The sequence below is a fragment of the Roseinatronobacter sp. genome (genome assembly GCF_051859525.1).
Lineage (GTDB): Bacteria > Pseudomonadota > Alphaproteobacteria > Rhodobacterales > Rhodobacteraceae > Roseinatronobacter.
In genome coordinates this window covers 56,484-76,312 of the sequence record NZ_JBHYFM010000009.1, presented here as the reverse complement: position 1 = coordinate 76,312, position 19,829 = coordinate 56,484, and the positions used below count along the sequence as shown (strand labels likewise).

Genomic DNA, 19,829 nt, shown 5'->3' with positions numbered 1-19,829 from the left:
CTCCCGGTTTGCGCGGTGTTGGCACTCTTGCCGGTGCATGACCGCGCTGATTTGCGTGAAGGATCGACTCTTGCAATTCATCTTGCAATCTTATGATGAATTCTTATGCGGGTATTTGTATGGTGAATAGATGGAGATTCGCCACATCCGCGCCTTTCGCGCCATCATGCAGACCGGTTCCACAGTCGAGGCCGCACGCCTGCTGGGGGTTTCGCAGCCCTCGGTCAGTCGTTTGCTGGCGGAGTTTGAGGCCGCCACAGGCGAGCGGCTGTTCATCCGCGCCAATGGCAGGCTAACCCCGCGCGAAGCAGCCGAACTGCTGCTGCCCGATGTTGAACGCACCCTTGCAGGCGTCGAGGGGCTGCTGACCCAAGTTGACCGGACGGCAATGCCGCTGCGCGTAGCCGCACCAGCAGGGGTCGTAACCCGCATCATCGCCCCCGCCATGCGTCGCTTGCAGGTGGACAGGCCCGGCCAGAAGATCATCGCCGAGATCATGTCGTATTACGAGATCGTCGCCGCTGTTGCGTCAGGGCGTGTGGATCTGGGGTTCGTCAAGGCACCGGTCGAGCATCCGGCGCTGGACTCGATCGATCTGGTCACCGTCGGCACCGATGTCGTGTTACTGGAGGATCACCCGCTTGCGCGCAAACACCAGATCCATCCGATGGACCTGAAATCCGAGAGGCTGATCTTGCTGGGTCGCAACCGGCCCTTCCGTGTTCAACTGGATCAAATGTTTCTTCAGGCCGGAATAAGACCGGAAATCCTGATCGAAACACAAGCCGTCAGTGCCGCGTGCAGCTTTGTGCGCGAAGGGCTGGGTGTCACCATTGCGAATGCACTTCTTGCGCGGGGGGAATCCGGCGATGGACTTGTGTGCAGGCCTTTTTCCTCGGCGCTTCAGCACAGCTTCTCACTGGCGTATTTGAAGAACCCTTCACGTCCGCGAACATTGGCGGCATTCTCGCACCATATCCAAGGAGTGTCGCAGGAAATTTTGCAGATGCGATAAGGACGAGAACCACGTTTATGGGCACCAGTCCTGACGCAGTGCCCCAACATTGTCTTTTTTTGCCAGAACCTTAGCTGACATCACCTGTCCGAAGTCACCCCAAAAAGGTATTCGGCCGTTGCGCGTTTTGTTGCCCCCGATACGATCATCCGCGCTGATGATCCGCGTTTCTGCAAGGGCGCGCAAACACCTCTAGGCAGATCGCGACACTTGCGAATATGGCGACCAGCCCCCAAAGATGCCAAAGGCGGTGTGCAATGTCCGGCAACGTCGCGCCCATCTGGCTGACGCGCACAAGGCCATCTATGGCCGCCGTCGACGGAATGATCTGCGCGATCCAGTTCAGGTGTGCGGGAATGGCCTCGACCGGCCAGGCAAAGCCTGACAGGAAGAAAAAGGGCAGCCCCACGGCCAGCAGCACGACCTGCACCACCTCGCCGTGCCGGAACAGGGCCGCGATGCATTGCGCCAGCAGTCCGGTTGCCAGCACGAAGGGCAAACCCAGCATCAGCACAGCCGCCACATTGCCCAGATTGGGCAGGCCATAAAGCGCTGGCAGAACAATCAGATAGGTCGGCAGCAGCAACGCATAGAGCGCGCCCCAAGCCCCCATGCGCCCCAGAACCCGCCAGACCGGGTGCCCCAGCCCCTGCCCGCGCCGTGTCGCGACCAACGCCAGCCCCATCAGCATGGTTTGTTGCAGGATCAGCACGAAGGCCGCGGGCAGCACATAAGTCGCATAGCCTGCCGCCGGATTGAACAGCGGCACTTCGACCTGTGCAGCGGGGCTGACCTGCGCCAGCGCCACATCGGGGGCCGTGCCTTGCGCGATCAGGCGGCCCATCTCGACCTCGGCCCCCATCTGGCGCAGGGGCACGGCGGCGCCTTGCATAACACGCTGATACATCAGGAAATAGCTGGCATCCGCATACAGCGCGACGGGGCTTTGATTGCCGCGCAACAGCGCGCGCTCAAACCCTTCGGGAATCAAAAGCACGCCATATGCGCGGCGTTCCTGCACCAGACGGGTGGCCGTGATCATGTCGGGCGCGTCATGGCGCAGTCCCACAGCTTCAGCCGCATCGACGCGCCGCGCCAGTTCCGCCGAACTGGTCGAGCGGTCCAGATCGACCAGCACCACCGGCACATCGCGCAACAGCTCTGCGCGGTAGGGGTAGGGATAGACCAGCGCATAGATCACCAGCGCGGCCAGAATGATCAACCGCACCTGACGGTCACCAAAAATGCCGCGAAACTCGGCGCGCAGGGCGGTCAGAATATCGCTCATGTTGCGGCCTCGATCGCGCGGCGTAACTTGACCAGTCGAAGCAGCACCAAAGCCCCCAGCGCAAAAGCAATGCAGGCGAGCCAAACCACCGACCAGACCGAGATATCCAGCGGTGTCTCGCGCAGGGACTGGTCGATGCGCAATTGCACATACCATGTGCCGGGGATCAGCGCCCCCCAGACTTGCGCCAGTTGCGACATGGCCTCGCGCGGGAAGCCCAGCCCCATGAAGCCGAAAGCCGGGGCGGTAATTACCGCGATGATACTAGCCGCACGGCCCATGTCGCGGGTCAGCACGAAAGCCGCCGCGCCGATCAGTTGCACGCCCAGCACAAACAGCACGGCACCTGTGGCCATCAGCAGCAATGACCCGCGCAGGGGCACACCCAGCCAGCCATAAAGTGCGATATCAGACAGCCCGAGGATCAGCAGGAACACCAGAGTATAGGGCAGGATTTTGCCCAGCATGGCAGGCAAGACCCCACCCGCCATGCGTGCCAGCACCTGCGGATGCCGCCCCGGCCCGAAATCCAGCGAAATGGCATAGGCGGTCGCCGCCGCTGCGATGATCTGCAACACTGTCGGCACAAGGGCCGCAAGCAGGAAATGCACATAGTCAAAGGCAGGGTTGAACAGCGCATGGGCCTGCAAGGGAATGGGCTGGATGCTGACCATGGCCTGTACAGGCGCTTCGCCCTGACCTTGCCGGACCGACAGGCGCAGACCGGCCAGCGCTGTATCAATGGCACCGCGCGCCCCCCGCGCGACCATGGACCCCGCGCTCATGTGCTGGTTGTCGTAGAAGATCACGATCTCGGGGCGCGCACCGCGCAGGATCTCACGCTCCAGCCCCTGCGGCAAATAGACCGCGCCACGCGCCTGCCCCCCGATGATCTGCGCGCGCGCGTCACTCAGGCCCAGCGCCTGTTCCCGCACCGTGATTTCAGGGGCCGCATCCAGCATACGGGTAATGCTGCGCGACAGATCCGAGCGATCCAGATCCACCACAGTGACGGCCATGCCGGACGGGATGCCTGCGCGGAAGATACCTGTCAGCGCCAGCAGCATGACCACAGGCAGCACAATCACCAGCCCCAGCAGGGCCGGACGGCGCAGGATCAGCCGGAATTCGCGCAGCATCACCGCCAGCATGATCTAGCCGCCCAGCGAAATCAGCGCCGACATACCCGGCCGCAATCCCTCGACCGGCGTAAGCGGACGGGCACGCAATTCAAAACTGCGCAGATCGAAATCCCCCGTGGCCCGCGTCGCGCGCCAGCTTGCGAATTGCCCCTGCACATTGATCAGCGTAACCTCTGCCTCGATATCGCGCTGCAGCGCAGGCACATGCACCGACAGCGTATCGCCCACCTGCAGCCCCGTCAGCAGGTCTTCGCGCAGGTTGAAGGTGAACCACGCCTGATCAAGATCCACGATTGTGAACAAGGGCGCACCGGGGCCGACATTTTCGCCAGGCTCGATCAGACGGGCGGAAATTTCGCCACCAAGCGGCGCGTAAATCGTCAACTCATCCAGATCGGCCTGACGCTGGGCCAGCGCGGCTTCGGCCTGTGTGACCTGCGCGGCGGCCACGGCGCGTTCTTCGGGCGATGCACCGGCGCGGGCCAGATCAAGCTGCGCCTCGGCGGCCTCCACACGGCGGGCGGCGGTTTCGACATTGCGCATGGTCTGGTCAATCGCCGCTTGCGGGCGCAACCCTTGCTGGGCCAGTTCGGTGTCGCGAGTGACCTGTTCCTCGGCCAGTCGCAGATCGGCCTGTGCGGCAGCCAGTTCGGCTTCGCGCGCGCGGATCACCTCGGGCCGTGTCGCACCCGCTGCCGCTTGTGAAGCCTGCGCCACCTCCAACCCCGAGGCCGTGGCCGCGTGGGAGGTGACAAGCTGCGGGTTGGACAGTTCAGCCAGGATCTGCCCTGCCTCGACCCTTCCGCCCAGATCGGCCATGATCTCGGACACGCGGCCAGAGGTGCGCGCGGACACATCGACACGCGGTGCGGCAACCTCGCCCTGGATCAGCAGCGCCGCAGGACGCGTGACCCACCAGACAGACGCAGCCACCGATATTGCGAGAAGCGCTGCAACTAAAAAAGGAAGGGCGGCCTTGCGGGATGGAATCTGCGTTGGCGACATTTGGACGACTTTCTTTGGCAAAAATCCAATGCATGCCATTTATCAGAAGCCCGACTTGGCCACAATTCGCACAATGCCCTATGGTCGTAACGTCAGTTGCACTTCAGACTGCGCAGATGATGCTCGGCGCTCATGGTCGGTTTTGCGGCCCTGCCACACCGATGCGCGCGCAAAAATCGTTCAATTGGCCAGTCACGAAGGCCAGTGTTTCACTATCCGTGAATTTGCCATCAATCAGGCGTTTTGGTGCATGCGGGATCACGATTTCTTGCCCTGCAAATACATCGGCCAGCATACCATTCAGAATATACTTCAAATGCGCCTGCGCACGAACACCGCCCAGCGCGCCTGCCGAAACCGTGATGACCAGACAGGGCTTGCCCTTGAAGACCGACGCATAGGCCGGACGCGACGCCCAATCGATGGCGTTCTTCAACACACCGGGGATGGAATAATTGTATTCGGGGGTCACGAAAACCAGCCCGCTGGCGGCTTCGATCTGGGCAATCAGGCGCTTGGCCGCATCCCCCCCGTCGGTATCTGCATTGTAATGCGGAATGTCACCAATATTCGCGATGTCATGCGTGGTGCCCGCCGGCAGGTTCTGTAGCACAGCCTCCAGAACCGCCCTTGAGGACGAGGCGGCGCGCAAACTGCCAGAAATGCCAAGGAAATGTGTCATCGTTTTCTCCGTCTCAGGCTCTTGCAAGCCAGATCGCTATTTGGGGGAAGGCAATGATCAGCGCAAGCGTGAACAGCATTGCCAGCACAAAGGGAAATGCCCCGCGGAAAATTTGTCCGACCCGCAAGCCAGGATCAGCCATTGCGGATTTTATCGTATAGACCGACAGACCAAATGGCGGTGTCAGAAGGCCGATTTCAACGGCAATCACGGTAATCACACCGAACCAGATCAGGTCGAATCCGGCGGCGGTCGCAACAGGCAGCGCAATCGGCAGCAAAATCAGCATGATCGAGATGGAATCGATGATGAAGCCCAGCACAATGACCAGCGCGATGAACACCAGCAGGAAACCATAAGGCCCAAGCGGCCCGGACAAAAACATATCCGCCACCGCGCGCGGCAGGCCCGACATGGCCAGCATACGGCTGAAGAATGTCGCCGCCATAATCAGAAACAGCACCGAAACGGTGATCTGGCCGGTTTCAACCAACAGGCCCCAGAAACTGCGCGGATTCAGGGAACGACGGGTCAGCGCAATGATCAAGGCGCCTGCGGCCCCAACCGCACCGGCTTCTGTGGGGTTGAAGAAACCGGAATACAGCCCGCCCAGAACCAGCCCCATCAAGGCCAGTATGGGCAGGAACTTCCCCGCCATCTGCACCCCCGTCAGGCGCTCGATCTCTTGCGTGGTGGATTGCGGTTCAAATACGAAATCACGCCGGATTGTGGCCATCAGGACAATAACCACGGAAAACACCCCTGCCAGCAGGATACCCGGCAAGATACCGGCCAGAAACATACGCCCCACGGATTCTTCGGCCAGCACGGCATAAACAATCATCAACAAGGACGGCGGGATCAACATACCCAGCACCGACGAGCCGGCAACAACACCTGTCGCGAAATCCTTGCGATAACCGTGGCGCAGCATTTCCGGCACAGCCACCCGCGAGAAGACCGAGGCCGAGGCAATGGACACACCTGTGATCGATGCAAAAACCGCATTCGCAAACACAGTGGCCACCCCCAAGCCCGCCCGCACACGCCGCATAAGGTGCTGGAATACGTCAAACGTGTCCTTGCCCACGCCCGATATGGTGACCAGAAGCCCCATCAATACAAACAGCGGAACAACAGCATACAGGTATTCGCGCAACGCATCATTTGCGACGGCCCCCGCCATGCGCATGGCCACGGTGTCACTGCGCAGCAGCGTCACGCCCCCGAAGGAAACGATCAGCATACCTATGGCAATGGGCATTCCCAGTATGATCAGCCCCACCAGCACTGCAATCGCCAGAAGGCCAACTTCAAGCCCGGTCATCACGTTCCCCCGCAACAGCAATCTGCAACGCCGCAAGCACCGACAGCACGAATTGCACCATGGCAATCGTCATGCCCGCGAGAATGGCCGCGCGAAAAGGCCATGTGGGCAGTGTCAGCACGCCGGTAACCCCGATAAACTGGCCCGATGCAATATCGCGTTCCAGAACACGCAATGTGGCAAGCGCCATGACACCGATGACCCACGCCCCGGCAAGATCGAACAACGCCCCCAGCACTGCGCCTTTTCGCGGGTGCAAGGCACGAAACCCCGTATAGAAAACATCTGCACGCGCCAGACGGTCATGGCGCAGCGTCGTGGCCAGTTGAAGATAGACAATCATCACCACCATCAGCGCGCCTAGTTCGGACACAAGCGGCAGCGATGCGCCCATGATATTACGCGACAGGACGTCTGCGCAGATCACCAGCATCAGGGCCACAATCAGCATCGACCCGATTGCCCCCAAACCGTCCACCAGCGCGCCCCAAACCCGCGCGGCACGCATCATGCGCGCCCCGCTGTCAGGGCGCGCATTCGGCTGTGTGCTGTCATCATTGCTCATGACAGCGTATCAGTTCCCTGACCAGTCACGCGCAGGATTTTCTCCGCCCGCGCGCAGCCCGTCCATGTAGGCGGCCAGAAACGCATCTGCGGGCAATCCGCGACCGGCATTTTCCGCAACCCATTCCCCTGCCAGATCGGGCAACGCATCGACCCATGCCTGACGCTCGGCCGGGTCCATTTCGCTGATGGTGACGGGCGGGTTCTGGTCCGCGCCAAGGGTCGCAATCTGTTCAATCGCCACTTCCGGCCGGTCCATCATGTCTTGCGCATGGGCGCGCGAATAGTAATCGCCAGCTTCCAGCATGGCTTGCTGCACTTCTTCGGGCAGGGTTTCCCAGATATCGCGGTTGATGGCCACACCCCCCGAAAATACAGTGCCCATCTGCACGCGGGTCACATATGGTGCGACTTCATAAATGCGCGTGGGCAGTGCCCCCAGCGCAAGCGACAAAACGCCATCGGACACACCTGTCTGGATATCGGTGTAGAATGTCGTCAGCGCACCATCGACCGCATTCGCACCAGTGCCGCGCAACCACGTCCCCAGCACACCGGGCGCCGAGATACGCATGCCTTGCAGATCCGCAAGCGTATTTACCGGCGTCTTGGTATACAGGTCATAGCTGTCGGATGCCGTCATACCCAGCATGACAATGTTGTATTGTTCCCATTCATTGCGGAACGCGTCGTTTTCTTCATACAACTGGCGCATGACATCCAGTTGCACCGGCACATTGCTGGTTGCGAACGGGGTATAGGCCGTGACCTGTGAAAGTGGCATTTTCGCCCCTTCCAGATAGGAAAACACCCAGCCGATATCCGTGATCCCCTCCTCTACCGACGTAAGGGTCGCGTTTGCGCGGTATAATGTCCCGCCAAAGGCTTCCTGCCAATCGATCGCGTAATTCCCGTTTTCCGCAAGCAGACGGTCGGTTTCCGCCATGAAATGCGTCTGGATCATGCCAACCCAGGGAATTGTCGTCGGGTGGCTGGATGCGACCGTCAGCGGAATTGACTGCTGTGCAAAACCTGCGGCGGGGATTGTCAGGAAGGCCGCAAAGGCAGCCTTGGATAGGTGGTTCATGATGGTCCTCCCTCGGGGTGTATCCGCCTGCTCCCCGCAGGCGGGTTGGCGTTAGCCGGCCTTGCGTTTGGCCAGATCGTTACGAATTTCAGTGCCATGTTCATCCAGAACCGGCGGGGGCAACACGTCCAGTTCGGGCGTGCCGTCAAAATTATACGGGGCACGCACAGTGGTGAATTTACCCATCTCGGCATGATCGGATGACACGGCAATTTGCAGATGCTTCGCCTGCGGGTCTTCCAATGCCTCATTGGAATCATAGGCAGGGGAATAGGGGACTTCTTCCGCCTCGAAGCGCGCACACCAGTCGTCGCGTGTGCGCGTGCGGAACACCGGCGTCAGGATCTCGATAAGGTCGTCCTGATGCTTGATCCTCTCCAGCCTTTCGCTGAAGCGCGGGTCGGTGCCCAGTTGTTCCTGCCCTGTGGCGCGCAGCATGCCTTCCCAGAACTTGGTCGGAGAGGACATGTGAAACGCGATCCATTTCCCGTCCGCGCATTCAAATGTGTAGCTTTGCGACACAACAGGGCGCGACAACGGCCCCATGATTTCGCCTACGCTGTAATAATGGGTGAAGCTGTCAAGGTTGAAATGGCACATCGCCTCCAGCATCGAGATATCAAGCCTGCGCCCTTCGCCGGTGCTGCCGCGCTCGATCAGCGCGGCCATTATGCCCATTGCAGCATATTGACCGGTCATGGCATCGGCCAGCGCAGGCCCGATCACGCGCGGGTCTGTGGGCGGGGTCACAAGGCGCAGGAAACCTGACGCCGCCTGTGCGACCGTGTCATAGGCAGGGCGGTCGCGCGCAGGACCGGACGGGCCGAAGCCTGAAATAGCGCAATAGATCAGATCAGGGCGTATCTGGCGCAGGTCAGCCTCGCCCGCGCCCAGTTTTTCGGCGACACCGGGCCGGAAATTCTGGATAAACACGTCTGCAGTGGCGATCAGGTCACGGAAAACGGCCAGATCGTCAGCGTCCCGCGTATCCAGCGCGATAGATCGCTTGTTGCGGTTATACGTCTGGTAATGGGGACTATATAGCCCGCCCTTGAAGGCACGGAACGGGTCACCCGACCCCGGACGTTCGACCTTGATGACATCCGCCCCCAGATCGGCCAGATGCATCGCTGCGGCTGGCCCTGTAATGTAGGTTCCCATTTCGACAACGCGAATATTCTTCAGAATCTTGACCATGTGTCAGCCCTTATGTGCAGGTTTGCCGTCATAGGAAATCGCCCGATCCGCATTATGCGACAGGATAAACCCGATAGAGCGGCGCGATTCCTCCAGCAGATGCGCAGCCAGCCCGCCTGCGCGCGCCACAAGCGGCACGGCCTTCAGGGCGTCAACAGGCCAGCCCGCGTCCAGAATAACCGCCGGAATTGCGCCAGACACATTGATCGGCAGCGGGCGGTTTATGATGGTCGGCGCATGCTCGCCCAGAAGGCGCAAAATGCCCACATATCTGCCCGAAACGGCATGCTCGTCAGCCAGTTCAAGCAACCTGTCGGCGCGCGGATCACCGCCCGAATGCTGCGGGTGGCCAAGGCCGGGAACCTTGGCGCGGCGCGCTTTCAGCCCCTCAAGACTGGCAATCACAGCCGCGCGGTCATCGCCGCCATTTTCATCTGCGGCCAGACGGATTTCTTCAAGGTAGCGGCCTGCAACCTCGGTCGATCCTGCCACAACCGTCCCCATGCCCAACAGGCCCGCCGACATGGCACCCTGCCACGCTTCGGGCGCAGCGGCCAGCGTCATGCGTGCGGCCTGAACACTGGGCACCAGCCCGTGTTCGGCAATCGCCACAAGGCAGGCATCCAGCATGGCGCGCTGTTTTGGTGCAGGTTTTTCGCCAAGAACCAACAGCCAGAAATATTCCGAAAAATCTATCTTGCCGATCAGATCATGACACAGGTCATGCCCGCGCACTGTAATCGTGTCGGCATCCGAGGTGCAGATGGCGGTATATGCCTGATCTGTCTTTCCAATTCTCATATCGGCATCCTTTTTTCGCTATGCGCAAAATTTTTCTCTTGCCGTATCATATTGCGTGAAATAATCTTCCGTCAACCCTGCTTGTGCGGGACAGTTCATTTCTGCGGGAGGATGCAATGAGAAACCTGAACCAGTTTACCCTGACCGATGCGGTAAAAGACTCTTTCAAAACCGAAGAGGGAACGCGCCTGAAGTTCCTTCTGGAAACCTTCATCGAACATCTGCACGACTACACGCGGGCCACGAACCTGACGCATGAAGAATGGATGGGCGTGCTGAATTTTCTGTATGATTGCGGCAAGATTTCCACGCCGGAACGTCACGAATTCATCCTGTTGTCAGATGTGCTGGGGTTCTCGGCGCTGGTGGACATGATCAACACACGCGGGGGCGCCACAGAAGGCTCCAACCTTGGGCCGTTCTATCTGGACAATGCGCCGGAAAAAGACATGGGCGCCGATCTGGCACCGGGCCGCGATGGTGTGATCATTCTGGCCAAGGGCATTGTGCGCGACATTCTGGGCAAACCATTGGCGGGTGCCATCATTGACACATGGCAGGCTGATGCAACCGGCACCTACCCCATTCAGGAACAGGAACGCGGGCAGGACAAATACGACCTGCGCGGAAAGTTCACTACCAATGAACGTGGCGAATACTGGTACACCACTGTCCTGCCCAAGCCCTACACGGTGCCCTATGACGGGCCGGTCGGTGATTTGCTGCGCGCAGGCAACCGGCATGCGTGGCGTGCAGCACATCTGCATTTCATCATCCGCGCGCAGGGCTACAAGGACATCACCACCGAAGTGTTTTTCGAGAATACCGAATATATCGACAATGATGCCGTTTTCGGTGTGCGCAAATCCTTGATTGCCTCGCTTAAACCTGTGAAGAAAGGGCAGGATATCGGTGTTCCGCTGGAGCGCCAGCCAGATGCGATGTTTGAATTCGATTTCGTGCTTGCGCCGGAATAATCCCATGCGCGACAGTGTCACTATGCAAGAGGTTTGCGTGAACGAAGATCGCCCCCCGGAATTCGTCGAGGCCCTTGCCAAGGGTCTGACCATTCTGGAATCCTTCGATGCCACGCATAATGAAATGACCCTGAGCGAGGTGGCACGCCGCGCCGAGCTGACACCGGCTGCCGCGCGCCGTAGCCTGATTACGCTTGTCGCCCTCGGCTATGTGGGCCAGTGCGGCAAGCGGTTTCACCTGACCCCCAAAGTCATGGGGCTTGGCTCCGCCTTCTACTTTTCCGCAGGCATAGATCAGGCGTTCCAGCCGGATCTGCGGGCCATGGTCGAACGCTTCGGCGATGCGTCGTCAGTTGCGACCCTGCAAGAGCATGAGGTTCTGTATGTCGCGCATTATTCGCAGCAACGTGCACGGCGCGCTTCGGCCGTGGTTGGCGCACGCTATCCCGCGCACGCGACATCACTGGGCCGCGTCTTGCTGGCCGGACTAAGTGACGACCAGCTTGACGCCTATTTTGCCAAGGTTGAACCCGTTGCCCTGACCAGCCGCACAGTCACCAACCGCGAAGACCTGCGGCGCATCATCTATAAGGTGCGCGAGCAGGGATTCGCCACCACTGTGGACGAGTTGGATTACGGGGTCACGGCACTGGCCGTGCCTATTCGCGGCGCACGCGGGCAGACAGTCGCGGCGCTGAATTCATCCGGATATAGCGGACAGGTGACCCCGGAAATACTGGTTGCCGACCGTTTGCAGGAATTGCGCGCCGCCGCATCGCGGCTGGGTCAGAACATTGCGCGCAATCCTGTGCTGGAATCCACGCTGTCTTCCTAGATCAGGCAGATCTGGCCGCGCCTGCCGTCGGCCAGCCTGCAAAAAATCCGAATATTTTTTCGCTATACGAAACATGGAAACGGGAGGAAACCCCATGTGCAAACTTTGCAATACACGCCCCGCCAGAACAGCCGCCACCGAAGGCGGCTCCGGCGGGACTGCCGCGCGCCCAGCCACGCAGTCCCGGCACCACCCCATGCCCGAGGGTATCGGCCAGACCGGTCGCAAAACACTGATCAAGGGCGGGCATGTGCTGTCCATGGACGAGGTTGTTGGCAATTTCGTCAAGGGGGACGTGCTGATCGAAGGGACGAAAATCCTTCAGATCGCGCCGGAAATCGACGCGGGCGATGCTGCGGTCATTGATGCAACAGGTCAGGTTGTGATGCCCGGTTTCATTGACACCCATCATCACCAGTTCGAAACCGCCCTGCGCGCCTTTCTGGCCGATGCCGTGTTGATGAATGATGGCAGGCCAGGGGGCGAGTACAACTATTACGAGATGATCTTGCAGAAATTCTCGATGCTCTACAGCCCCGAGGATGTCTATATCAGCGAACTGTTCGGCGGCCTGTCCCAGATTGATGCAGGCGTTACCACCGTGATGGATGTCAGCCAGATTCACCACAGCCCCGAACATTCCGACGCCGCCATCAAGGCCCTGCATGACGCCGGACGCCGCGCCGTTTTCGGCTATTTCGAAGGGTGGGGCGAAAAGGCGCAATACCCGACAGATGCCGCGCGCATCCGCAACCAGCATTTCACGTCGGATGACGGGTTGGTCACCATGATCATGGGCGGCGAAATCTATTTGCCCGGTCATGAAGAAAGCTGGCGGATCGGGCGCGAACTGGGCCTGCCCATCGCGCTGCATGTTGTGGGCACATTTGGCATGCAGCCTGTGTTTGACGCACTTGGGGCCGCTGGCCAGTTCGGGCCGGATAACATATTCATCCATATGACCGGCATGTCGGAGGAAGGCTGGAAATACGCTGCAGATGCAGGCGCGCATGTGTCCCTGTCGGTTCCCATCGAAATGCAGATGCGCCACGGCACGCCGCCCACACAAAAAGTGCTGGATATGGGCATGGTGGCGTCCCTGTCGACCGATGTTGAATGCACCATGACCGCCGACATGTTCACCCAGATGCGCAGCCTGATCACGCAGCAACGCATGTTCTGCAACGAGAAAGCGCTGCTGGGCGAAGAATATCCCCAACTTCTAAGCGCGATGGACGCCATCCGCTTTGCCACCATCAACGGCGCGCAGGGGTTGCGGCTGGAACACAAGACCGGATCGCTGCGTCCGGGCAAGGAAGCCGACATTATCTTGCTGGACGCGAATGCGTTGAACGTGGCCCCCTTGAACCATGTCGCGGGCGCGGTTGTCACGCTTATGGAACGCTCGAATGTGTCAACAGTGATCTGCGCGGGCCAAGTGCGCAAATGGCAGGGCCAGATGCTGGGCCATGACATCGACGCGCTGCGCAGCAAACTGGAAGCCAGCCGCGACCGCCTGTTCGATGCAGCAGGAATTGAACAGAACCTGTTCAGGTAATACACGCCCGCACTGGCCACGGCCTGTGGCCAGTGCGTGATAAGCGAGGCGCAAAAATTGTAGCGCTACGCGTTGACCCCTTTATCGAAGTCCAGACCCTATTCATAAATAGCGCTCCAGGCTTTTGTAATACCCATAGGAGAGCCATATAATTTCTTCATAAAGCTCATCCCGACCAGGGTAAGTTTCAATTTCTCTGATTATTTTGGAAAATCTACTCTCTTCAATCGCAAAGATGGGGATTTTTAAATCATACAGCTGCTGGATTATTGTTCTTGCATAGTGAAACCTGGATTTCAAAAAGATATCCTCGAACCTGGTAATGACAATCGAGCCTTGGACATACCTCTGATCGCCATTTGTTCCATTCGTACACTTCTTTATCAGGCTTCCAAGCAGCGGCCGGTAGAAAAGATTTGTTTCAACGTAACAGCCGGATTCTCTCAGGTCTGACAGGGACATCGTCATGCTCTGTGTTCTTCTGACAGGAGGGTTCAAAGCCATTTTCGATGTTTCGATTTGAACCTGATCTAATCCCTCCAGCATGAGATCACAGAACTTGCAGATCGACATCAAATGACGAAAATCAAAATGCTTGTTCAGAACAGTCGTAACTTCATTCGTGTCGTATTTCCGTATTGTAGCATATCCATGCAACGGGAACACCTTAGTCATTCTTCGTTCCTCTGTTTGAACTGGTGTCGCTGTTCCTGAAACCTTATTTGACCGCTCCAAAGGACGACGAATAAGGAACCGGCGCGAAGTTTCTGGTTTGAGGGCGGCGTCGATGTCTCGTGCAAATCGAGTTGATCTAGTTTTTGCTGATCCTGCCCAAGGCAACATCTATTGTGCGTGCAAAATGGACAAGAGGCGTCTTAACACCATGTGCCAGAAAAGCCTTCCAGACGCTCCTGTTCCCCCCTGTCAGCCACACGTCAACACCGCGCTTTCGAGCCTTATGGGCAATTCCTTCAATCATGTTAACACCGGTCGCGTCCAGAAATGGCACATTGGACAAATCGATGATCAGCGCCCTGTGGTCGTCCTGAATTCTATCAAGAATTGAGCCTATCGATCCTGCCACGCCGAAAAACAACGCCCCTTTTATCCTGTAGATAACAACATCCGGATGATAATGGGCATCTTGATTTGCTTCATCACCCTCGTCTTTTTGGGAGATCGACATCTGTGTCGAAACGCCTGTGGTCCGGCTTACACGATGAATGAAGACCATGGACCCAAGCGCTACGCCGACAATGATTGCCTCGATCAGATCGCGATAGATCGTCAGAAAGAAAGTAACAGCAAGCACAGTGCTTTCGCCCCAGCCAGCCCGAAACAGGCCAACTATTGCGGTCTTCTCGATCATATTCCACGCAACTACCGTCAAAACACCTGCCAAGGCGGCCAATGGAATATACGCGGCCAAGGGCGCTGCCAGAAGCATGAACATCAACAGGAAAACAGAATGCAGCATGCCCGCTACCGGACCGTGCGCGCCCGCACGGACTGCCGTTGCTGTGCGCGCGATTGTTCCCGTCACACAAAATCCGCCAAAGAGCGATGAACCGATATTGGCGGCCCCTTGTGCCACCAATTCACAGTTTGAACGGTGTCGACGGCCTGACATGCCATCGGCCACCATGGCCGACAAAAGCGATTCAATGGCCCCGAGCATTGCGAACGATATCGCCGCGGGCAAGACGCTGATAATCTTGTCGACGGATATAGACGGCAGACCGGGCGCGGGAAGTGACGACGGGATACCGCCAAACGCGCTTCCGATGGTTTCCACAGGCAGTTGCAATACCGCGACAGCCACTGCACCCAGAACCACTGCCAGCAGCATACCCGGCCAGTTTGGACGCCAACGACGCAGGCCCAGAATGATCGCAACCGTCCCTGCCGATAACGCAACCGCAGCGGGGGTGATCGTGTCCCTGACCTTCCAGAGCGCCGAGAGTTTTGCGGCCAGCGCGCCCGGTTCGTCCGCAATGGTCAAACCCAGCAGCGGCTGGATCTGGCTTGCGAAAATGATCACTGCAATCCCTGCGGTGAAACCGACAACCACAGGGAAAGGTACGAATTGCACAAATGTACCGAGCCGGAGATACCCCAAAGCGGCCAGTATGATGCCCGACAGAAAGGTTGCGAGTATCAACCCGTCGATCCCATGCAATGCCACGGTACCGGACACCAGAACAATGAATGCGCCTGCTGGTCCGCCGATCTGGTACCGCGAACCGCCCAAAAGCGAAATAATGAAACCGCCTATGATCGCAGTATACAAGCCTTGTGCCGGCGACGCCCCGGACGCAATCGCAATTGCCATAGACAGCGGCAACGCGACGATGGCCACGGTAAGGCCCGCCATCGCATCGGCACGCAAATGAGAAAGCCGGTACCCCTCCTGCAGGACTGTGATCAACTTCGGAGTGAACATCTCGGCGAAGCTGGCACGCACTGGCCGGGCCGGTTGCTCCTGGGTTTTCAAGATGGGCATGCCGATTTCCTTGTGCGATTGCCGCGTCAGTTGTGACCATCACCAGGAGATGGCGCGTCGAGCGCCTGTCGTTTCAAACGTACGCCGCGGCCACCGTCCGCGCTCATGCTGCCCTCTCCGATCAAATCGACACCATGGCTTTCAAGCGCGGAAACAACTTTCGTCAAACTGTCAACAACAGCCCTGACGGTGCCGGTGCTAGCCTCCATTCGCTGGATTGTCTGAACCGAAACCCCCGCCAGCAGGGCCAATTGCTTCTGATCAATTGAAAGTAGCGCACGCGCAGCACGCATCTGAGGACCAGTTATCATTTATGATACCCTATGACATATTTATGAGGTTTAAAATATGACTTAAGCGGCGTCAAGTTCAACAGGGCATTATGTCCTCAACGATGACGCAATCGTAATACCTCTGCCAGCCGACCGCGATGCACGACACAGGCACGCGACGGAAAGCGTGCGCATTTTCCTTTGTGCCTATGGGGTGAACATGCCGGATACGCCCAGTCGCACCCGTTTCGGCACGGCGTCATCCGCATATTGAGCAAAATATTCAGCGCGATCTGGCATGAACGGCAGCGTGCAGGCGTATTCGGGAAAGGGACCATGCATGGGCGAATTCAGATGCAGCGCGGGACATAATGATTGTCACATCAGCGGCCGACGAAATACGGTGAAAAACTGCACGATTCGGTCACTACTTACGACGATTCCGCGCCTTTGAAACAAGTCGATACCGATTGGGTGGTAAGGGACGACATCCCTGCGGGCGGCAATTCAAACCAGCCGCAGCACATTTCGCAGATTGGTATCTTCGGTGCGGGACTTTCCCACAGCCATGTGATTGGCGACTTCTAGCGCTTGCGAAGTCCTTTCTTGACTTCTTGAGACAAGTGCTTCGCAGCGGCTGTGATCGTCGTTTGAGGGAGGCGATCCTTGTTTCTTGACAGGAACTCCATCAAGGCGGTCTCATCCCGCTTTCCGGCTTCACGCACCCATGATCCGATGGCCTTTTGTACATGATCATCCCTGTCGGCAGCCAGCACTTCTGCAATTCTAAAGGTATCGCCAACCTCGCCGCGTTTGATGAACGCATGTGTTGCGACAAGGGCCGTCCGCCGCGCACTGGGATCATCCGAGCATGCCAGCCGGTGCAACACAGAACGATCCTTGTCCACCAAGTATTCGCCAATAACATGGGGCGCAGCCCGGTCCACGAAGTCCCAGTTATTCAGCCGGTCATGCCGATGAAGGTACAGATCGAAGAGCGCCTTGCGGTGTGCGGGATCAAGCTTTTTCCTGCGTGCCTGAAAATCCATGATGGCGACAGCGGCCATCCTGACCTCGTATCGGTCATCGTCCAGAAGTGCCGCAACATCGTCCAAATGCATAGATACGAATTGCTTGGCTATGGGAAAGACTTTGGGCATGCGCACGCCCATCACTTCAGTTGCCGCGTCGCCCCCCTTATAAAAGCGAGCGACATAGTCGACATCCTCAGGATCTGCTATGTCCTCCAACGCGGCAACAAGCTCTGAAGCAGTCCCCATCACACAGCCTCGGTGATCAAGGCAGCGAGGCTGGTCTCGCCGTCGACAAGGCGCACAAGGATTGCCCGGCGTGTGGGGTCAGCAAGAGCGTGGAAGACTGTGTCTAGTGCATCCATGGCACCGTTATACAGATAATCGTCTATATAACAAATTCATACTTAAATGGGTCTCGGATATGAGGTAAACACGACAGCCACGAACAGATGCCTTCCGATATCGGACCTGCGCCGAACTTGCTTGACAGAAAGAACGAATGAATTTCGCCAAATTTCATTGGCGGTCATGATGTTTGAGGCAGGCATACGCTGAATGGCCATCCACATTAACCGGCATGATCCGGAAAATGGCTTATTCAGGCTCGGTCCAGATTGCGGCGTCGGCAGGCTGACTGGGCCAAAACCGTCCATCTGACCAAACAGGGTCAAGACGCCATCGTCAGACCACTAAGCAAGGCGGCGTGACAATGTCTCTCGATGCGACATGATTAATCGTGGATGCTGTGCCGAAACCCAAACAAGCCACAAAGCGTGTATACTTAGGGGATACACCCAAAGCAACATTATATTTTATTGTCCAAAAACGAGAAATTAAGAGACTTCACTGGTGCCGCTGAAGGGACTCGAACCCCCGACCCCATCATTACGAATGACGTGCTCTACCAGCTGAGCTACAGCGGCACCGTGGCGCTGTCTTTAGCACCGGTTCCGGACGCAGGCCAGCCCCAATTTGACGCAAAACCACCAAAAATCGGCGGCGGGCACGGGGCTTGTCGTCGTGGGCGGGACGCATGCCCCTGCCCCTGCCGCCAGAGGCTTACGCCTGCTTTGCTTGCGCAGCCGCCTGTGATGCGTCATCGGGCTGGTCCGTCACGACCTCGCCTGTGACGACGGCGTCATCACTTGGTTCGGGGCGTTGCAGGCTGCCGACGATCAGCGGCAGCAATTCGGTCTGGGTGGCAGAGGGGCCTGCACTCTCGGGTGCGTCGCGCCATTCCAGCGTATCGAATGCGCCGCAATTGTCACAAATCGCCTGCCAGCTTGCATGCACATGCTGGCACTTGCTGCACACCCATTGCGGGCCGCGATGGGCCGTCAGCGCACGCGCCAGCCAGCCCCGAACGACCGCATCATCCGCCCCTTCGCCACGTTCGACGGCGGCCATGATGGTCAGGGCCCGCAATGTCGGCGCGGTTGTCGCCAGATCGCCCAGCGCGCGGCGCGCGGCGGGGAAATCTTCGGCGGCAATCAGCAATTCGGCCTTCAGCAAGCGGGTTTCGGCATGGTCGGGATGCATCGCCAGCAATTTGCGGAAACGCTGCACCCGTTGCAGGGGTGTTTCATCCTTCTCGATGGCTGCGAATGCTGCGGCCAGTTCGGGATGCGGCTGCACTTTCCAGGCTTTCTTGATGACCTTGGTCGCATAGCTGCCCTTGCCTTGCGCGACAAGCGCGCGTGCGGCGGCAACGGCTGCGGGAATCAGGTCCGGTGACAGGCGGTTTGCCTCGATCGCGGCTTCGCGCGCGCGGGCCATATTGTCTGCCGCCGCAAGGGAATCGGCGTCTTGCAGTGCCAGCAATGCGTCCCTGCGGCGATAGACATCGCGCGGCAGGTGGCCGCTGGATTTCTTGATTTGCAAGGTCTTGCGCGCGCCCTGCCAGTCTTCGGCATCGGTCTGAAGTTGCAGCAGCGTGTTCTGCGTCGCTTCATGGGCGGGCTGCATTTCCAGCGCCTTCTGCGCCAGCACGCGCGCCTTTTCGGTGTCGCCTTCTTCCAGCTTGGCGCGGATCAGGCCCTGAACGCCTACAAACCGGCTGCGCGTATCCCCAAGCAGGCGTTTATAATGATCCTCGGCAAGGGCGCGGTTGCCCTTCATTTCTGCGGCCTGCGCGATCAGCAAGCTGGTAATGACAGGCCGGTTCAGCAGGGCATGCGCCTTCTCGGCCTTCGCAACAGCGGTTTTGCCATCGCCGGACGCCTGCGCAATCATCGCCCCCAGCAGCGCATCCAACCCGCGTTTTTCGCGGTTATGCGCGAAATAGCGACGCAGCGCAGTTTCGTCGCCATTCATGAACCGCAACAGCGAGACCAACAATCCCACCAGTTTCAGGCCCAGCCACACAGCCAGCACCAGCAGGCCCAGCGCAATAACGGCCTGCACCGGGCCCAGTTCGAATTCCATATCCACAATACGCAGGCCAACAGTCTGCCCGCTATCCATCAACTGCCCCGCCCCAAACGCAAGGCCGATAACCACGGCCACGAAGGCAAGGATCTTAAAAAGCGTCCAAAACATCTTT

19 protein-coding genes and 1 tRNA gene are annotated in these 19,829 nt (G+C 58.7%); 5 read left to right on the top strand and 15 right to left on the bottom strand.

What is annotated here, in order from left to right:
• Positions 1 to 130: 130 nt before the first annotated feature.
• Positions 131 to 1,015, top strand: a complete 885-nt coding sequence (locus ACTIE1_RS09525) for a LysR family transcriptional regulator (RefSeq protein ID WP_439563065.1) — start codon at positions 131 to 133, stop codon at positions 1,013 to 1,015.
• A gap of 145 nt (positions 1,016 to 1,160) precedes the next feature.
• On the opposite strand, the gene ACTIE1_RS09520 is transcribed toward ACTIE1_RS09525, so the two are convergent.
• The 9 genes from ACTIE1_RS09520 to ACTIE1_RS09480 all read right to left on the bottom strand — a co-directional run bounded on the left by ACTIE1_RS09520 (position 1,161) and on the right by ACTIE1_RS09480 (position 10,108).
• Complete coding sequence (locus ACTIE1_RS09520; RefSeq protein WP_439563066.1) at positions 1,161 to 2,303, bottom strand: ABC transporter permease; 1,143 nt, start codon at positions 2,301 to 2,303, stop codon at positions 1,161 to 1,163.
• The gene (locus ACTIE1_RS09515; protein WP_439563067.1) at positions 2,300 to 3,454 is read right to left on the bottom strand and encodes an ABC transporter permease; all 1,155 of its coding nucleotides are present in this window, start codon (positions 3,452 to 3,454) and stop codon (positions 2,300 to 2,302) included. Before ACTIE1_RS09515 ends, ACTIE1_RS09520 begins: the two co-directional genes overlap by 4 nt.
• 3 nt (positions 3,455 to 3,457) lie before the next feature.
• Complete coding sequence (locus tag ACTIE1_RS09510) at positions 3,458 to 4,378, bottom strand: HlyD family secretion protein (RefSeq protein ID WP_439563068.1); 921 nt, start codon at positions 4,376 to 4,378, stop codon at positions 3,458 to 3,460.
• A gap of 202 nt (positions 4,379 to 4,580) precedes the next feature.
• On the bottom strand, positions 4,581 to 5,132 hold the full coding sequence (locus ACTIE1_RS09505) for an NADPH-dependent FMN reductase (protein ID WP_439563069.1): 552 nt from the start codon (positions 5,130 to 5,132) through the stop codon (positions 4,581 to 4,583).
• Between the two features lie 13 nt (positions 5,133 to 5,145).
• Entirely contained in the window at positions 5,146 to 6,459 is a 1,314-nt protein-coding gene (locus ACTIE1_RS09500) for a TRAP transporter large permease (RefSeq protein WP_439563070.1), read from the bottom strand.
• Complete coding sequence (locus tag ACTIE1_RS09495) at positions 6,446 to 7,024, bottom strand: TRAP transporter small permease subunit (protein ID WP_439563351.1); 579 nt, start codon at positions 7,022 to 7,024, stop codon at positions 6,446 to 6,448. Before ACTIE1_RS09495 ends, ACTIE1_RS09500 begins: the two co-directional genes overlap by 14 nt.
• Positions 7,025 to 7,033: 9 nt before the next feature.
• Positions 7,034 to 8,110, bottom strand: a complete 1,077-nt coding sequence (locus ACTIE1_RS09490; RefSeq protein WP_439563072.1) for a C4-dicarboxylate TRAP transporter substrate-binding protein — start codon at positions 8,108 to 8,110, stop codon at positions 7,034 to 7,036.
• Between the two features lie 51 nt (positions 8,111 to 8,161).
• On the bottom strand, positions 8,162 to 9,307 hold the full coding sequence (locus ACTIE1_RS09485) for a CaiB/BaiF CoA transferase family protein (RefSeq protein ID WP_439563073.1): 1,146 nt from the start codon (positions 9,305 to 9,307) through the stop codon (positions 8,162 to 8,164).
• A 3-nt stretch (positions 9,308 to 9,310) separates the two neighbouring features.
• The gene (locus tag ACTIE1_RS09480; RefSeq protein WP_439563074.1) at positions 9,311 to 10,108 is read right to left on the bottom strand and encodes a citryl-CoA lyase; all 798 of its coding nucleotides are present in this window, start codon (positions 10,106 to 10,108) and stop codon (positions 9,311 to 9,313) included.
• A gap of 116 nt (positions 10,109 to 10,224) precedes the next feature.
• On the opposite strand from ACTIE1_RS09480, the gene ACTIE1_RS09475 reads away from it, so the two are divergent.
• The 3 genes from ACTIE1_RS09475 to ACTIE1_RS09465 all read left to right on the top strand — a co-directional run bounded on the left by ACTIE1_RS09475 (position 10,225) and on the right by ACTIE1_RS09465 (position 13,478).
• The gene (locus ACTIE1_RS09475) at positions 10,225 to 11,085 is read left to right on the top strand and encodes a dioxygenase (RefSeq protein ID WP_439563075.1); all 861 of its coding nucleotides are present in this window, start codon (positions 10,225 to 10,227) and stop codon (positions 11,083 to 11,085) included.
• 4 nt (positions 11,086 to 11,089) lie between these two features.
• Entirely contained in the window at positions 11,090 to 11,920 is an 831-nt protein-coding gene (locus tag ACTIE1_RS09470) for an IclR family transcriptional regulator domain-containing protein (protein WP_439563076.1), read from the top strand.
• A gap of 94 nt (positions 11,921 to 12,014) precedes the next feature.
• Entirely contained in the window at positions 12,015 to 13,478 is a 1,464-nt protein-coding gene (locus ACTIE1_RS09465; RefSeq protein WP_439563077.1) for an amidohydrolase family protein, read from the top strand.
• 102 nt (positions 13,479 to 13,580) lie between these two features.
• On the opposite strand, the gene ACTIE1_RS09460 is transcribed toward ACTIE1_RS09465, so the two are convergent.
• The 3 genes from ACTIE1_RS09460 to ACTIE1_RS09450 form a co-directional block, all read right to left on the bottom strand.
• Positions 13,581 to 14,153, bottom strand: a complete 573-nt coding sequence (locus ACTIE1_RS09460; RefSeq protein WP_439563078.1) for a hypothetical protein — start codon at positions 14,151 to 14,153, stop codon at positions 13,581 to 13,583.
• Positions 14,154 to 14,289: 136 nt separating this feature from the next.
• The gene (locus ACTIE1_RS09455) at positions 14,290 to 15,981 is read right to left on the bottom strand and encodes a SulP family inorganic anion transporter (RefSeq protein WP_439563079.1); all 1,692 of its coding nucleotides are present in this window, start codon (positions 15,979 to 15,981) and stop codon (positions 14,290 to 14,292) included.
• 26 nt (positions 15,982 to 16,007) lie between these two features.
• The gene (locus ACTIE1_RS09450) at positions 16,008 to 16,274 is read right to left on the bottom strand and encodes a helix-turn-helix domain-containing protein (protein WP_439563350.1); all 267 of its coding nucleotides are present in this window, start codon (positions 16,272 to 16,274) and stop codon (positions 16,008 to 16,010) included.
• Positions 16,275 to 16,628: 354 nt separating this feature from the next.
• Between ACTIE1_RS09450 and ACTIE1_RS09445 the strand changes: the two genes are divergently transcribed.
• Positions 16,629 to 16,841: a hypothetical protein gene (locus ACTIE1_RS09445; RefSeq protein ID WP_439563349.1), complete on the top strand. Its 213-nt coding sequence runs from the start codon at positions 16,629 to 16,631 to the stop codon at positions 16,839 to 16,841.
• Here the strand turns inward: ACTIE1_RS09445 and ACTIE1_RS09440 are convergent.
• The 3 genes from ACTIE1_RS09440 to ACTIE1_RS09430 all read right to left on the bottom strand — a co-directional run bounded on the left by ACTIE1_RS09440 (position 16,838) and on the right by ACTIE1_RS09430 (position 19,825).
• A complete protein-coding gene (locus ACTIE1_RS09440; protein WP_439563082.1) occupies positions 16,838 to 17,533 on the bottom strand; it encodes a DNA alkylation repair protein in 696 nt (231 codons plus the stop codon). The genes ACTIE1_RS09445 and ACTIE1_RS09440 overlap by 4 nt on opposite strands.
• 601 nt (positions 17,534 to 18,134) lie before the next feature.
• Positions 18,135 to 18,210: transfer RNA gene (locus tag ACTIE1_RS09435), tRNA-Thr, on the bottom strand.
• Positions 18,211 to 18,346: 136 nt separating this feature from the next.
• Positions 18,347 to 19,825 (bottom strand): heme biosynthesis protein HemY, encoded by a 1,479-nt coding sequence (locus ACTIE1_RS09430; RefSeq protein WP_439562818.1) that lies wholly within the window; start codon positions 19,823 to 19,825, stop codon positions 18,347 to 18,349.
• Between the last annotated feature and the right edge of the window lie 4 nt (positions 19,826 to 19,829).